Annotated in this window: 11 protein-coding genes; 7 read left to right on the top strand and 4 right to left on the bottom strand. The window is 57.6% G+C overall.

The window, feature by feature from the left end; translation table 11 throughout:
* Positions 1-2: 2 nt before the first annotated feature.
* From J5Y17_RS00500 to J5Y17_RS00515, 4 genes are read left to right on the top strand one after another with little or no spacing between them, the layout of a single operon-like run.
* On the top strand, positions 3-1,133 hold the full coding sequence (locus tag J5Y17_RS00500) for a Gfo/Idh/MocA family protein (protein ID WP_219783252.1): 1,131 nt from the start codon (positions 3-5) through the stop codon (positions 1,131-1,133).
* Positions 1,130-2,632: a sugar ABC transporter ATP-binding protein gene (locus tag J5Y17_RS00505; protein WP_219783624.1), complete on the top strand. Its 1,503-nt coding sequence runs from the start codon at positions 1,130-1,132 to the stop codon at positions 2,630-2,632. The genes J5Y17_RS00500 and J5Y17_RS00505 overlap by 4 nt, the downstream gene beginning before the upstream one ends.
* Entirely contained in the window at positions 2,629-3,633 is a 1,005-nt protein-coding gene (locus J5Y17_RS00510) for an ABC transporter permease (RefSeq protein ID WP_219783253.1), read from the top strand. Before J5Y17_RS00505 ends, J5Y17_RS00510 begins: the two co-directional genes overlap by 4 nt.
* Positions 3,634-3,664: 31 nt before the next feature.
* On the top strand, positions 3,665-4,612 hold the full coding sequence (locus J5Y17_RS00515; protein WP_219783254.1) for a substrate-binding domain-containing protein: 948 nt from the start codon (positions 3,665-3,667) through the stop codon (positions 4,610-4,612).
* A 184-nt stretch (positions 4,613-4,796) separates the two neighbouring features.
* Here J5Y17_RS00515 and J5Y17_RS00520 read toward each other — a convergent pair whose 3' ends face one another.
* The 3 genes from J5Y17_RS00520 to J5Y17_RS00530 form a co-directional block, all read right to left on the bottom strand.
* Positions 4,797-5,774 carry a DUF4105 domain-containing protein gene (locus tag J5Y17_RS00520; protein ID WP_219783255.1) on the bottom strand — a complete coding sequence of 326 codons (978 nt, stop codon included), beginning with the start codon at positions 5,772-5,774 and terminating at the stop codon, positions 4,797-4,799.
* Between the two features lie 65 nt (positions 5,775-5,839).
* Positions 5,840-6,124, bottom strand: coding sequence for a YiaA/YiaB family inner membrane protein (locus J5Y17_RS00525; protein ID WP_219783256.1), 285 nt, complete (start codon positions 6,122-6,124; stop codon positions 5,840-5,842).
* A 55-nt stretch (positions 6,125-6,179) separates the two neighbouring features.
* A complete protein-coding gene (locus tag J5Y17_RS00530) occupies positions 6,180-6,857 on the bottom strand; it encodes a PspA/IM30 family protein (RefSeq protein WP_219783257.1) in 678 nt (225 codons plus the stop codon).
* Positions 6,858-6,964: 107 nt separating this feature from the next.
* On the opposite strand from J5Y17_RS00530, the gene J5Y17_RS00535 reads away from it, so the two are divergent.
* Together J5Y17_RS00535 and J5Y17_RS00540 are read left to right on the top strand one after the other, a co-directional pair.
* The gene (locus tag J5Y17_RS00535; RefSeq protein WP_219783258.1) at positions 6,965-7,579 is read left to right on the top strand and encodes a TetR/AcrR family transcriptional regulator; all 615 of its coding nucleotides are present in this window, start codon (positions 6,965-6,967) and stop codon (positions 7,577-7,579) included.
* Positions 7,580-7,691: 112 nt separating this feature from the next.
* A complete protein-coding gene (locus J5Y17_RS00540; RefSeq protein WP_219783259.1) occupies positions 7,692-8,594 on the top strand; it encodes a rhodanese-related sulfurtransferase in 903 nt (300 codons plus the stop codon).
* 27 nt (positions 8,595-8,621) lie between these two features.
* Here the strand turns inward: J5Y17_RS00540 and J5Y17_RS19270 are convergent, their stop codons facing one another.
* Entirely contained in the window at positions 8,622-10,889 is a 2,268-nt protein-coding gene (locus J5Y17_RS19270) for a hypothetical protein (RefSeq protein WP_370628828.1), read from the bottom strand.
* Between the two features lie 391 nt (positions 10,890-11,280).
* On the opposite strand from J5Y17_RS19270, the gene J5Y17_RS00550 reads away from it, so the two are divergent.
* Positions 11,281-13,587, top strand: coding sequence for a S8 family serine peptidase (locus J5Y17_RS00550; RefSeq protein ID WP_219783261.1), 2,307 nt, complete (start codon positions 11,281-11,283; stop codon positions 13,585-13,587).
* The last annotated feature ends 33 nt before the right edge of the window (positions 13,588-13,620 follow it).

Below are 13,620 nucleotides of genomic sequence, written 5' to 3' on the forward strand. Positions count from 1 at the left end.
TCATGGACCGTCATATTCCAATCCGTCTCGGCATGGTCGGCGGCGGGATCGGTGCAATGATCGGCGAGGTGCACCGCATTGCCGCCCGCCTCGACAACAGCTTTGATCTGATCGCGGGCGCGCTGTCTTCGACGCCTGAGAAGGCCGAAGAGAGCGCCGCCAAAATCGGCATCGCCCCGGAACGCACCTATTCGGATTTCACCGAGATGGCCCGCGCGGAAGCGGCGCGCACCGATGGCATCGAAGCTGTGTCGATCTGCACGCCCAACCACCTGCATTTCCCAGCGGCCAAAGCCTTTCTGGAGCAGGGCATTCACGTCATTTGCGACAAGCCGATGACCTCGACCCTAGAACAGGCGCTTGAGCTGGGCGAGATTGCCCGCAAGGCCGATGCGCTGTTTGTCCTCACGCACAACTACTCCGCCTATCCGCAACTGCGTCTGGCGCGGGAGTTGGTTCAGTCCGGCGCACTTGGCCCGATCCGTCTTGTGCAGGTCGAATATGCGCAGGATTGGCTTGCGGAGCCGACCGAAAGCAAACAGGCCGATTGGCGCACCGATCCGGCGCGCGCCGGAGCCGGTGGCTCGATCGGTGACATCGGCACCCACGCGTTCCAACTTGCCCGCTTTGTCAGCGGCCAGCGCCCCGCACAAATTGCGGCCGATTTGACCAGCTTCGTCCCCGGTCGGCGCGTGGATGACAATGCGCATGTGATGATGCGCTACGCCTCTGGCGCCAAGGGTACGCTTTGGTGCTCACAGGTTGCGCCGGGCACGGAAAACGGTCTGAAACTGCGCATCTACGGGGAAAAAGCCGGGATCGAATGGTCGCATGAAACGCCCGAAACCCTCTGGTTCACGGCACTCGGCGAGCCCGCACGCAAGCTGCGCCGTGGCGGCCCCGAAGGCACAATGATCGGCAGTCGCGTTCCCGCGGGTCACCCGGAAGGCTACCTCGAAGGCTTCGCCACGCTTTATGGCGAGGCGGCGGATGCGATCCGGGCCTATCAAGCCGGTCAAGCTATCGAAACGCTTTTGCCCGGCATCAAGGACGGCATCGAAGGCCTACGTTTCATTGACGCCTGCCTGCGCTCCAACGCCAAGGACGCGGCATGGGTGGAGCTTATGCCATGACCTCGCCGATCCTTGCCCTCGAGGGGGTCTCCAAGTCCTTTGGGCCGATTGAAATTCTGCACAGCGTCGATTTTGCGCTCCGGCCCGGCGAAATCCACGCGTTGATCGGTGAGAATGGCGCGGGCAAGTCGACGACGATGAAAATCATTGCCGGCTACCTCGATGCTTCCGGTGGCAAGGTGACCTGCGATGGTGCGCCCGCCACATTCACCTCATCGCGCGAGGCCGAGGCCCGTGGCATCGTCATGATCCATCAGGAATTCAATCTCGCCGAACATCTGGGCGTGGATCAGAATATCTTTCTGGGCCGCGAGATCAAAAAAGGCTGGCGTCTGGACCACGCAGCGATGCGCCAAAAGACGCAGGAGCTTTTGGATCAACTCAATTGCCGGATCGACCCGTCTCAGCCGGTGTCGAGCCTGTCCGTCCCCGACAAGCAAATGGTCGAGATCGCAAAGGCGCTGTCACGCGATTTGCGGGTTCTGATCATGGATGAGCCGACCGCCGTTCTGACCGAGCGCGAATGTGAAATCCTGTTCCAGCAGGTCGAGCGTTTGCGGGATCAAGGCGTCGCCATTCTCTACACCTCGCACAAGCTTTCCGAGGTCAAACGCATCTGCGACCGCGTGTCGGTGCTGCGCGATGGGGCGATGGTAAAATCCGGTCCGGTTTCCGAGATCAGCGAAGACGAGATGGCGACCGCCATGGTCGGGCGTGAACTCACCGATCTGTATCCCGCCAAAGCCATACCGCAGGACAAGATCCTGCTTGAGGTCGAAAACCTGAGCGTGCCCGGCAAGGTCGACCATGCGAGCCTGCATCTGCGTCGAGGTGAAGTTCTCGGGATCGGCGGTCTGGTCGGGTCCGGGCGTACCGAGTTTGCCGAAGCCATCGCGGGCCTGCGCAAACGGTCGGGCCAAGTGAGACTGAACGGACAAGAGTTGCCAGCAGACGATGTGCGTGCCGCCATGAACGCCGGACTGGTCTATCTGACCGAAGACCGCAAAGGCGCGGGGCTTTTGCTTGAGAAAGGGCTGCGTGAAAACCTGACGCTGCCCTATCTGGAGCAATTCGGTCGCCCGTTGATCGACCGACACTCCGAAGAGGCCGCGCTTGAGAAAGCGATCGCTGATTTTGCCATTCGGGTGCCGTCGCCGGACATGCTGGTCGGCAATCTGTCTGGTGGGAACCAACAGAAACTTTTGCTCGCCAAGACGCTTTTGAACGATCCGCAGGTCATCATCATCGACGAGCCGACCCGCGGCATCGACATCGGCACCAAACAACAGATTTACGACCTGATCGCCAAACTTGCCGCTGACGGCCATGCGATCATCGTCATTTCCTCGGAGATGCCAGAGCTCATCGGCCTCGCCTCGCGCGCGCTCGTTATGCACGCGGGCCATGTCGTCGGAGAGGTCGCAGGCGAGGAGGTCACAGAACAGAATATCGTCCGTCTTGCCATGGGCCTGACGGGTCACGGAGAGGATGCCGCATGACTATGAGCAGCGCGAAGACGACCGAAAAGCCGCGTGGCGCAAAGCTTGATCTCAAAGTGATCGGGCCGATTGTTGCGCTGATCGTGCTGATCCTGATCGGGATGTCGCTTAACCCGAACTTTCTCAGCTACGCCAACATCACAAATGTGCTCGCACGCTCTGCGTTCATTGGCATCATCGCTGTCGGCATGACCTTTGTCATCACCGCCGGCGGACTCGACCTGTCGGTCGGCTCGATGGCGGCTTTTGTGGCGGGGCTCATGATCCTGACGATGAATCTGCTCACCGACAGCATGGGGATCGGCGTCGATGTGATCCTGATCGGGATCGCCCTGTCTCTTGTCGCGGGTCTGATCGCCGGGCTTGTGAACGGGTTGCTGATCACGAAAGTCGGGATCGAAGCCTTCATCGTGACGCTGGGGACGATGGGCATTTATCGTTCGCTCATCACATGGCTGGCCGACGGTGGCACTTTGAGCCTCGGCTTTGAGATGCGCGAACTCTACCGCCCCGTCTATTACGGTGGAATTTTTGGCGTCACCTGGCCGATCATCGCGTTTTTCGTCGTGGCTTTGCTCGGCGAAATCGTCATGCGCCACACGGCATTTGGACGCCACTGCGCCGCCATCGGGTCGAACGAAAAGGTTGCGCGCTATTCGGCCGTGTCCGTTCTGAAAGTCCGCCTTGCCACTTACACCCTCTTGGGTCTGCTCGTCGGCTTTGCCGTCGTGATGTATGTGCCGCGCCTCGGCTCCGCCTCCTCCTCTACGGGTCTGTTGTGGGAACTCGAGGCGATCGCGGCGGTCATCATCGGCGGCACGCTTCTCAAGGGCGGTTTCGGACGCGTTTGGGGCACGGTGGTCGGCGTTCTGATCCTGAGCCTCATCGGCAACATTCTCAACCTCACGGATTTCGTAAGCCCCTATCTGAACGGCGCGATCCAAGGGGTGGTCATCATTCTGGCGGTGGTGCTGCAACGCAGCCGATCCACTGACAGATAACCGCTAACTTTTCGTCGAAAGGGAGGAACCAATGACGAAGACCTTTTTCACAACGACCGCTTTGGCGGGGGCTGTATCGCTGGGCGTTATGGGCGCAGCTTCGGCAGAAACCATCGGCGTCTCCATCCCGGCCGCAACCCATGGCTGGGCCGGGGCTCTGAACTACCACGCAGAGGCGACCATCGAACGCCTAGAAGAAGCCTATCCGGACATGGATTTCGTTCTGGCGACCACGCCAGATGCCGCGACACAGGTCTCCGACCTCGAAGATATGGTCGCGACCCGTGGCATCGACGCCCTCGTCGTCCTACCATTTGAATCGGAGCCCATGACCGGTCCGATCAAGCGCATTGCGGAGAGCGGCACCTGGGTAACAGTCGTCGATCGCGGCCTTGCCCAAGAGGGCATCGAAAACCTCTATGTCGCGGGCGATAACACGAGCTTTGGTCACACCGCTGGCGCCTACTTCGCCGACACGCTCGACGAAGGCGCAAAGGTCGTGGTCATGCGCGGCATTCCCTCCGTCGTGGACAATGAGCGCGTCGCCGGTTTCGAAGCAGCCATCGAAGGCTCCGGGATCGAAGTCGTCGCGATGGATCACGGCAACTGGAACCGCGACGAAGCCTTCACGCTGATGCAAGACTACCTGTCGCGCTTCCCCGAGATCGACGCCGTTTGGGCCGCAGATGACGACCAGGCGGTCGGCGCGCTCGCAGCCATCGAACAGGCTGGCCGCACGGACGAAATGATCGTGGTGGGCGGCGCTGGCATGAAAGAAATGGTAGACCGTATTAGCAAAGGCGACGCGACCGTGCCCGTCGATGTGACCTATCCGCCGTCGATGATTGCAACCGCGATTGAGATGACGGTTTTGGGCCTGACCACGAGCGCTCCAATGACGGGTGATTTCATCATCGCCTCTGAGCTCATCACTCAAGAGAATGCAGCCGATTTTTATTTCGAGGACAGCCCTTACTGATCATTAAGATGTGCGTTTAATATATTAAGCGCATTTATATCATATAAGTGTTCTCATTTGATTTTCCCAAAGTCGGGAAGTGAAACGAAATTGAAGGCCGCTTCCGCGGCCTTCTTCTATTCTCAGAGATATCGAAGCGCTGCTGATTTCCTACATACGCCATGCCCTTGTCGCCATGACTGGCTCATTTACGACGAATGACAGATGAAAAGGGCGCGCCGCTGGTGTCGTTCAGCGCCAGTGGCGTGATAAGCGCCGCGGCATCGCGTTCTTTGGCTGGAGTCACGTCAATCACGCCGAGGTCAGTGAGATAGTCCGGCAGGCGACCGGAGAGTATCAGGCGCTCATCCATTGGCAGATCGGGCGTCAACGCATGGGCCAACATCCAGACGCTCGTCGTGCAATTGGCCGTGATCGTGTTATAAAACCCCGGTTCTTCCTCGAGCCGTTGTGCCAGTTCGACATAGGACAGGAACAGGGTCCGGCGCTGCTCTGCGGTCAGATGCACCGGATAGAGCCGCACTTGTTCCTGACGGTAATTGGTCCGCAGCTTGACGATGTCGCGTTCGGTCGCAGCAATCAGGACCAATTCGAACTCGCGGAAAAAACCGCCGATCTCGTTGAACTCTTCATCTGCCTCGCGGCGGATTTCGACCGAGAAGACCACGTTTTCACCCGTGGCAAAGCCAAAGCTCACCAAGAGATGGGCGATGTCGGGATTGTCCCAGACCGAGGTGATCATATCAACCGTCTCAAGGTCATTCAGATCATACTCTTCGGTGATCCAACGCGGCGTTGCCTCGGTCTCATTCTGCCATGCGAAATCCCGGATATTCGCGAGCCGCACCTGATCGCCTTCGACATCCGCCAGCGCACCTTTGGACACATCCATCGCCCAATCGCGCGATTGCTGAGGTGTGATGGTTTGATACCACCCCGCCACCGCAAGCCCTCCGAGCGCCAAGACGGCCCAGCCCAACCGACGCGCGCGTACAAACCGCAGAGCGAGCGCCGAAAGTGCGAGCCCGACCAGACCAGAAAGCGCAAGAATACGCGGCCCGCCGGTGAGGTGCAGCCAAAGCGCGGTCGCGCTCCAGGCCGTACCTGCGACAACGATCAGAACAAAGAGGGCATGGGCCGTATATTTCATCAAACGGGTCATGGGAGCACTCATATCTCAAAAGGTTTGGGAAGCGGCCCGCATCGTTCGGGGCCGCCCAAGACGGGTCAAACGTCGGTGTCGCCGCGGGCTTCAGCCAAGAGGCGCTCTGTGCGTGCGTCTTCAAGCTTGTTGTAGAGGCGTTCTGATTCTTCTTTATCGCGCAGAGCCTTGGTGATCGAGGCCGTCGAGTAGACGAGCATCAAGGCGGCCATCGCGTAATAGCCTTTGGCAGAGAAACTGGCCTCCAGCGACCAGATGCCACCGGCCATCATCAAGGCCGCGATAGAGAAATTGAAATAGGTGAAGAGGTTCCAGGCGTTGGACACTTTGGGGGTATAGGATTTCGACATTTTTTAGGTTCCTTTGACTGTGTGTTTGATTGGGCTTAGCGAAATAGGTCGAGTGTCAGGCAGTTTTGGCGCGCAGACGGTCAAGCACATGGGCGGCTTCCGGTCGCAGCGGCGCGCCGCAGCCGGCGGCAGCAAGGCGGGCCACTGTGCCCTCCGCTGAGGGCCCCGTGGTCAAATCACGCAGGGCAACATCGACAGCCTCGGCGTGCTCTTGGCGGGATTGCAGGCGCTCCAAGGTGGCTTCGGCCTCGCGCAGGCTTGAGACAACGCCGTCCGGCATGGTGCCGCGCAGCTTTTGAGTGCGGGCGGCGGCATCAGCGATTTGTTTGCCCCGCTGCAATGCGCGCAAACGCTGCTCAGACAAACTCACCTGTTCGCGCAGGCGGCGGATTTCCGCATCATAGTGGGCCGTAGCCCGCGCCGAGGCGGCGGCTTCGGCCTCGAGTTCGGCAATCGCCGAGGCGGCTTCTGTGGCCAGATCCTCGCGGTCTTGCCGCAGGGCCTCAACGGCACGCACCTCAAGATCATTGATCTGATCTGCAATCTTGGCGGCGTTCTTTTTTTCACGCTCGGCGTATGCGATCACAATGGCGACAGCACGCTTTGCGCCTTGAAGCCCATCGGCGGCGTCGCGCAATTGCTGGCGCAGAATGGTCAGCGCATTTGCGTCCTCAATGGCCTCTGTCGCATCATACGAACGGGCCCGAACGAGGGTCGTAAACATCTTGAACATCGTAAGCTCCTTCTTTATGAACGCTGTTCATGAAACCTGTATGCAGCAATCATGAACGTTGTTCAAGACTAAAATGAACGTTGTTCAAAAAAATTTCGAGGGTCGATGTGAGCACCACGCGCGAAGCTAAAAAAGCCGAATTGAAAAAGCGCCTGATCGAAGCCGCCGAGGCGGAGATCATCGAACATGGTCTGGCGGGACTGAAAGCACGGGCCGTGACAGCCCGGGCGGGCTGCGCCTTGGGGTCGCTTTATACGGTGGTCGAAGATCTCGACATGTTGGTGATCGAGGTAAATTCGCGCACCCTTTCCGAATTGGGCACGGCGCTGACCGAAGCAGTCACACAGGCAGGCGACACGCCGCAGCAGGCGCTTCAGGCGCTCGCCCTGCGATACGCCGATTTCGCCATCGCGCATCAGCCGCTTTGGCTCTCGCTGTTCGAACATCGCCTGCCCGAAGGTCAGGACATCCCCGACTGGCACAAACAGGAGCATGCGGTTCTCGTCGAAGTCATCGCGCCACATCTGGCAAAACTACGCCCAGACATGACGCAAGAGGCCCTGATCCTACGAACCCGCACCACTTTTGCCGCCGTGCATGGCGTGGTCTATCTTGCCCTACAGGGCCGCTTTGTCGGCGTGCCGATGGACGCCCTGACATCGGAAATTTCCGGTCTCGTGGAGACGTTGACGGCAGGAGCGGCGCAAATAGCGCAGGCATAAACACCGGCTCAGGACGCAAAGGCTGCGACACGGACGCACAGGACATGGATGCACAGGACATGGATGCACTGAGGGCTTGCCTGATGTGACACACAGGCGTATCGAACAGCACATGTTTACAGTCTGCGCGCTCTATCACTTCACCCGCTTCGAAGACCCCGCCGCCCTGCGGTCGGGCCTCTTGGATCTTTGTATGGCCGAGGGCATCACCGGATCGCTTTTGTTGGCGAAAGAGGGGATCAACGGCACGGTTGCAGGGCCCACGCCCGCCGCAATTGAACGGCTGGTTGCACATATTCGCAGCCTGCCGGGATGTGCCGATTTCGAATACAAACTTTCGACCGCCGCCGAACAACCGTTCAACAGAATGAAAGTGCGGCTCAAGAAAGAGATCGTCACCATGGGGCAACCCGATGTCGACCCGAAAGCCCGGGTTGGGCACTATTGCAGCCCCGAAGAATGGAACGAACTGATTTCAGCGGATGACGTCGCGATCATCGACACGCGCAACGATTACGAAGTGCAGATTGGCACCTTCAAAGACGCGATCGACCCGAAGACAAAGAGCTTCCGCGAGTTCCCGCAATGGTGGGAAGAGAACAAGGATCGCTTCCACAACAAACGCATCGCGATGTTCTGCACCGGAGGTATCCGCTGTGAGAAATCGACGAATTTCCTGTTGGGACAGGGCATCGAAGAGGTCTACCACCTCAAGGGCGGTATCCTGAAATATCTCGAAGAGATGCCGCAGGAGGAGAGCCTTTGGGAAGGTGAGTGTTTCGTGTTTGATCAACGCGTGTCCATCGGGCATGGGTTGACCGAGGGGCCGCATGAGCTGTGCCACGCCTGCCGCCGCCCGATCCTACCTGAGGACAAAGCGCGCCCGGAATATGAGGATGGTGTGTCCTGCCATCAGTGCATCGATGAAACGGATGACGACCGCAAGGAACGTTTCCGCGAGCGTCAGAAGCAGATTGCACTGGCGAAGGCACGAGGCGAGCGCCACTTCGGCTAGACATCCTTGTCGTGTCGCCACAAAGCGTCAGATAAATTCCATGGCGCCGACCAAGTCGTTTGGGTCCGTGATACCCTCAAAGGCCAAAGAGTTTTTCTCATCGAACACAAGCATGAATAGGTCTCCATCCCACACGCCATAGATCTCTATGATTTGCTGGCTGGTCAAATCAGCCCCACCCCAGAGGGCGTTGTCCAGAATCAAGATGTCCATGCCTGAGTTAAAATCGCGGATGTAATCGTGCCCGAGGTCAAACACGAACTCGTCGCTTCCACGTCCTCCGGAAAGGTAATCATCGCCTTCGCCGCCTTCTAGGCGATCATCTCCATTGCCGCCATAGAGACGATCATTGCCGCTATGTCCGCGAAGGAGATCGTTGCCATCGCCGCCCTTGAGATAATCGTGGCCCCAGTACCCGTAGACCCGATCATCCCCGTCGTCGCCGTACACACGATCTTTATGCTTGCCACCATGCAATTTGTCATTGCCATCGCCGCCATAGATCTGATCGCGCCCGGTCTGGCCATAGATCGTATCATTGCCCAAACCACCGTAAATGTGGTTGTCCGCAGGATCCCCGGCCACCCGATCATCATAACTCGTACCGACGATGTTTTCGATATTGCTCAGACTATCGCCGTAGGCCGCCCCAGCATTGTGATTTGAATCTGCCAGATCGACGATTACCTTGGAGCCCAGCGCCGAATAGTCGACCGTATCCACCCCATCTTGACCATTGTAGGTGTCGCCACCGCCAAAACCGATCAGAATATCGTCGCCGCTGCCTCCAGTGATGACATCGCTATTTGAAGTGCCATACAGCACACCCTCGTAAGTCCCCTCCGGATGCATGATTACTCCATTGCCGATTTCGGGCATGTAGTGTGACAAATCCAGATCAATGGCACCTGAGACCTGCTCCCAAGTCAGAGGCATTCCATTGCGGGTGACCAGCTCGATGACCTCGTCGCCGTAGATCAGACGTCCGCCGGTCGCCGTACTGACGAAGGTCAGCTGATCGACATTGCGCAGAAAATCAAAAGCCGAAAGGTCCAGACGATCCTTGCTATATTCAAAGTCGACGATGGTGTCAGTCTCGCCATCCGCAGCAAAGACAAAGACATCCGATCCCGTCGCACCCGACAACGTGTCGGAGCCCGCGCCATCGTAGATAAAGTCGTTTCCTCCGCCTCCCCAAATATCATCGGCAAAATCGCTTCCGACGATATGGTCGGACTCTGCCGTACCGATCAGCTGACTTTCCGTGCCATCGGCGAAAAGGACAACACCGTCGAAACCGGTGTCTAATGTCAGGCTTTGAAGGCCCGTTTCGGCATCTGAAGCCGCAAGAATCGTAAGGGTATTGCCATCGCTGTAGAGCTGAATCTCTGACACATTCGTGAGCCCGAACTCGGCGGCATCTACGATCGACACCCGATGTACGAGGGTTCCGTCTGGCATAAGGTTGAACACGGTGACCCCGTCATCGGAGCCGACCGCCACCACAAAGACCACACCGTCGATCACGATGGTTTCGACCTGATCAGCATTCATGAAACGCGTGTTCAAACTGTCGATCACATGATCGGTCAGCATCATCTCGCCCGTCTCGGAGATCGCAATCACGGTCAGGGAAGAACTGCCCGCGGAGGCCACGATGGCATAGGTAGTCCCATCTTGCTCGACCATAGAGATGTCCTGAATCGTGTTGATGCCCAGACCTTGCGCAGCGCCGAAAGAGGCCGACGCTGTCAGGGCGCCGGTCTCATCGATTGTTGCGCAGGTGATACTGTTGCCATTGAGTGTGCCGTAGATGACGAAATCCGTACCATTCACTTCGAATGTGGCCAGTGCAGCGACACCATCGCCCCCCATCAGCACAAGAGATGAGACTTCTGTGAGATGCCCTGCCGCATCGACCGTGTAACTGGTCAGCGCGCCCGATCCGACAGCAGAGCCGATCATAACATGCCCGATCCCGTCCACCTCGGCGAACCCAACGGCGGTCATGTTGAGCGCGGTGCTCTCGGCCCCGGCGGAGGCGCCACGCGTCAGATTACCATGAGCGTCCATTGAGATAGACAAACCCGCAAGTGTGTCCGTGCCTTCTAGCGCAAAATGCCAAACCCCGCCGATCTCCTGAATGGTCACCCCGTCAGGGGGCGCAGCGGAACTGACGAAATAGGCCTCGTCCACATGGCTCAACGCTCCGCTTGCGGGATCATAGGCGTAAGTGATGACGACCCCGAGTTCGCGTGAACTGGCCACAAGGAAAAGCCCGTTCGGAGTCTGCACCAGATTCAAGTCGGAAAACCTGATATCATGTTCCAGAGTGTCTATGTCGAAGTGCTTGCTATTGATCAAACCCACCATGATCGAACCCCCATTCGCCCATATTGATAGGTGCAAGATGGGCGCGCATGGGGGATAAATGCGGTACCAGAATATGGCCGAACTGGCGCTTTTCCCGCAGGTTAGATGAAAAATTTTTCCGAAATTGAATCTAAATGAGACGGCGCGCAAGGAATGCTTAACAATCATTTACGGAAGATAAATGCCGTAATTTCCATTTTGCTGACATAATGGTTTGAGATAGAACATAAGGTAAACCTATGGAGCTGCCCCAACAGAACCAAGGTCGATCCATCGCCAGCATGCCGATGATTTTTTAAAGGGTGACGACGCTATGACTACTCCAACTGATCCTCTATACGGATCCCAGTGGCATTTCGACTTAATTGGTGACATCGAACAGGTATGGGACGACTACACCGGGAGCGGCATCAGTGTGCTGGTCATGGATGATGGCGTGGATTTCTCGCACGAGGATCTCGACGGAAATTACGATGGAACCTACAACTTCACCTACGGTGGCATTACCTACGATGGCCTACCGGCAGGCGTAAACTCCAATCACGGCACAGCAGTCGCGGGGCTGATTGGCGCCGAAAACAACGGTATCGGCGGCGTTGGCGTCGCCTATGACGTATCGCTCACATCTTTCGACTATCTCGAGACGATTCAGTATTCTGCTGATTACTATATGCAGCTCGCCGCGTTCACCCAGTCGGGGAACTTCGACATCGTGAACAACAGTTTCGGCCTGCCTGCAATATATGCCGATTTCGACCCCGGTTACTCGGTTCTCGGTGGCACGTCCGGCTACAACTACGTCTATCTCTACATCAACACCATGATGGATACGCTGGAAACCGGTCGTGGCGGTCTGGGAACGATTTCGCTTTATGCTGCGGGCAATGACGGGATCAATGCCTCCGGATCTTACCAAACAAACAGCCGGGCCACAGTGACCATTGGCGCCACGGACTCCAACGGCGATGTGACGTATTACTCCAATTACGGCGTCAGCCTGATGGTGACGGCCCCCGCCGCATCGGTCACGACGGACCGCACAGGCACAGATGGCTATTCCTCGGATGACTACACCTCAAGCTTTGGCGGGACCTCGGCTGCGACGCCCGTGACCGCTGGCGTCGTGGCGCTCATCCTCGATGCCAACGAGGATCTGGGCTGGCGTGACGTGAACGAGATTCTCGCTCTCTCCGCGCAACAGACCGGCTCGGCCTTTGGCTCCGCTTCCAGTGGCTATGAATATGGAACCTGGTTCTCCAATGGCGCAACGAATTGGAACGGTGGAGGCATGACCTATCACCTCTCCTACGGCTACGGCATGGTTGATGCCTTTGCCGCGACGCGCCTGGCAGAAGTTTGGGACATTCTCTACGATGACTATGGCACATCCGCCAACGAAGAGACCTTGACCCTGAACTACACCGGCTCCAGCAGAACCGTGAGCGATGGCGGCAGCAATAGCATCAGCATCACCACGACGTCGCATTTCGAAATCGACAGCGCCTATGTAACCGTGGATTTGTCGAGCTATGATCTGGAATCTGTCAGCGTGTATCTCGTTACACCTGATGGAGACATGATGATGTTGCTCGATCAGGAAAACATCTACAACGCCACTCAGGGCAACCTCTACAATTATCAATACACATTCCATGTGAACGGCCTGCACGGGATGGACTCTTCCGGCACGTGGCAGCTTTACGTGATCGACAACGAGAGCGATGGCTACTCCACAACCATCAACGATATGACCATCGAATTTTACGGTGACACCTATGACACCAACGATGTCTATCACTTCACCGCCGACTACGGCGCGCTGGCCGCAGAAGAAGGCGGCCGTACCGTCATCAGCGATGACAACGGCGGCACCGACTGGCTGAACTACGCAATGCTAGACGTGTCTTTGACCGTTCGTCTGGACACGGGCGAAATGGATCTCGGCACAGTGGGGTCGGGAACCATCACTCTAGGTGACTTCGAAAATATCATGGGCGGCCAGAAACGCGATGTTCTGATTGGCGACGATTACGACAACATCATTTATGGCAACGACGGCAATGACACCCTGCGCGGCAACCGTGGCAACGACGAGCTGAATGGCGGCGAAGGCAATGACACGATATACGGCGGCTACGGGTTTGACTACCTTTACGGCGAAGACGGGGACGACACCATCGAAGCTGGCAAAAGCCGTGACCGCGTTGAAGCCGGCGCGGGTGACGATTTCGTCGATGGCGCGCAAGGCAAAGACAATATTTTCGGTGGCTCTGGAAATGACACGCTTTATGGAGGCACGTCGAATGACCGCCTGTCTGGCGGCAGGGGAAATGACCGGATTGGAGGCAACGAAGGTGACGACCGCATGTATGGCGGGTCGGGGGCAGACACATTCGTGTTCGAACTTGGCGACGACACGGACACAATCTACGACTTCTCGACTGCTGAAGGCGATGTACTGGAGTTTTCCTCAACTCTGGCTTCCAGTGCCGAGGATGCTCTGAGCTATGCCACCGTTTCTGGTGGCAATGTAATCTTCGACTTCGGGAACGGCGATGTGCTCATTGTCGAAGGGATCAGCGACACCAACGAACTCCTGAACTATATCGAGATTGCCTAAACCAGAGTGTGAACTCTGTGATTCAGCTTCCGC

Origin of the sequence: Celeribacter sp. PS-C1 (genome assembly GCF_019429625.1) — a bacterium.
GTDB lineage: Bacteria > Pseudomonadota > Alphaproteobacteria > Rhodobacterales > Rhodobacteraceae > Celeribacter.

Excerpts from the sequence above, each read along its gene's own strand:
- J5Y17_RS00500 (WP_219783252.1), top strand. The coding sequence starts at position 3 with ATGGACCGTCATATTCCAATCCGTCTCGGCATGGTCGGCGGCGGGATC.
- J5Y17_RS00505 (WP_219783624.1), top strand. The coding sequence starts at position 1,130 with ATGACCTCGCCGATCCTTGCCCTCGAGGGGGTCTCCAAGTCCTTTGGG.
- J5Y17_RS00510 (WP_219783253.1), top strand. The coding sequence starts at position 2,629 with ATGACTATGAGCAGCGCGAAGACGACCGAAAAGCCGCGTGGCGCAAAG.
- J5Y17_RS00515 (WP_219783254.1), top strand. The coding sequence starts at position 3,665 with ATGACGAAGACCTTTTTCACAACGACCGCTTTGGCGGGGGCTGTATCG.
- J5Y17_RS00520 (WP_219783255.1), bottom strand. The coding sequence starts at position 5,774 with ATGACCCGTTTGATGAAATATACGGCCCATGCCCTCTTTGTTCTGATC.
- J5Y17_RS00525 (WP_219783256.1), bottom strand. The coding sequence starts at position 6,124 with ATGTCGAAATCCTATACCCCCAAAGTGTCCAACGCCTGGAACCTCTTC.
- J5Y17_RS00530 (WP_219783257.1), bottom strand. The coding sequence starts at position 6,857 with ATGTTCAAGATGTTTACGACCCTCGTTCGGGCCCGTTCGTATGATGCG.
- J5Y17_RS00540 (WP_219783259.1), top strand. The coding sequence starts at position 7,692 with ATGTTTACAGTCTGCGCGCTCTATCACTTCACCCGCTTCGAAGACCCC.
- J5Y17_RS00550 (WP_219783261.1), top strand. The coding sequence starts at position 11,281 with ATGACTACTCCAACTGATCCTCTATACGGATCCCAGTGGCATTTCGAC.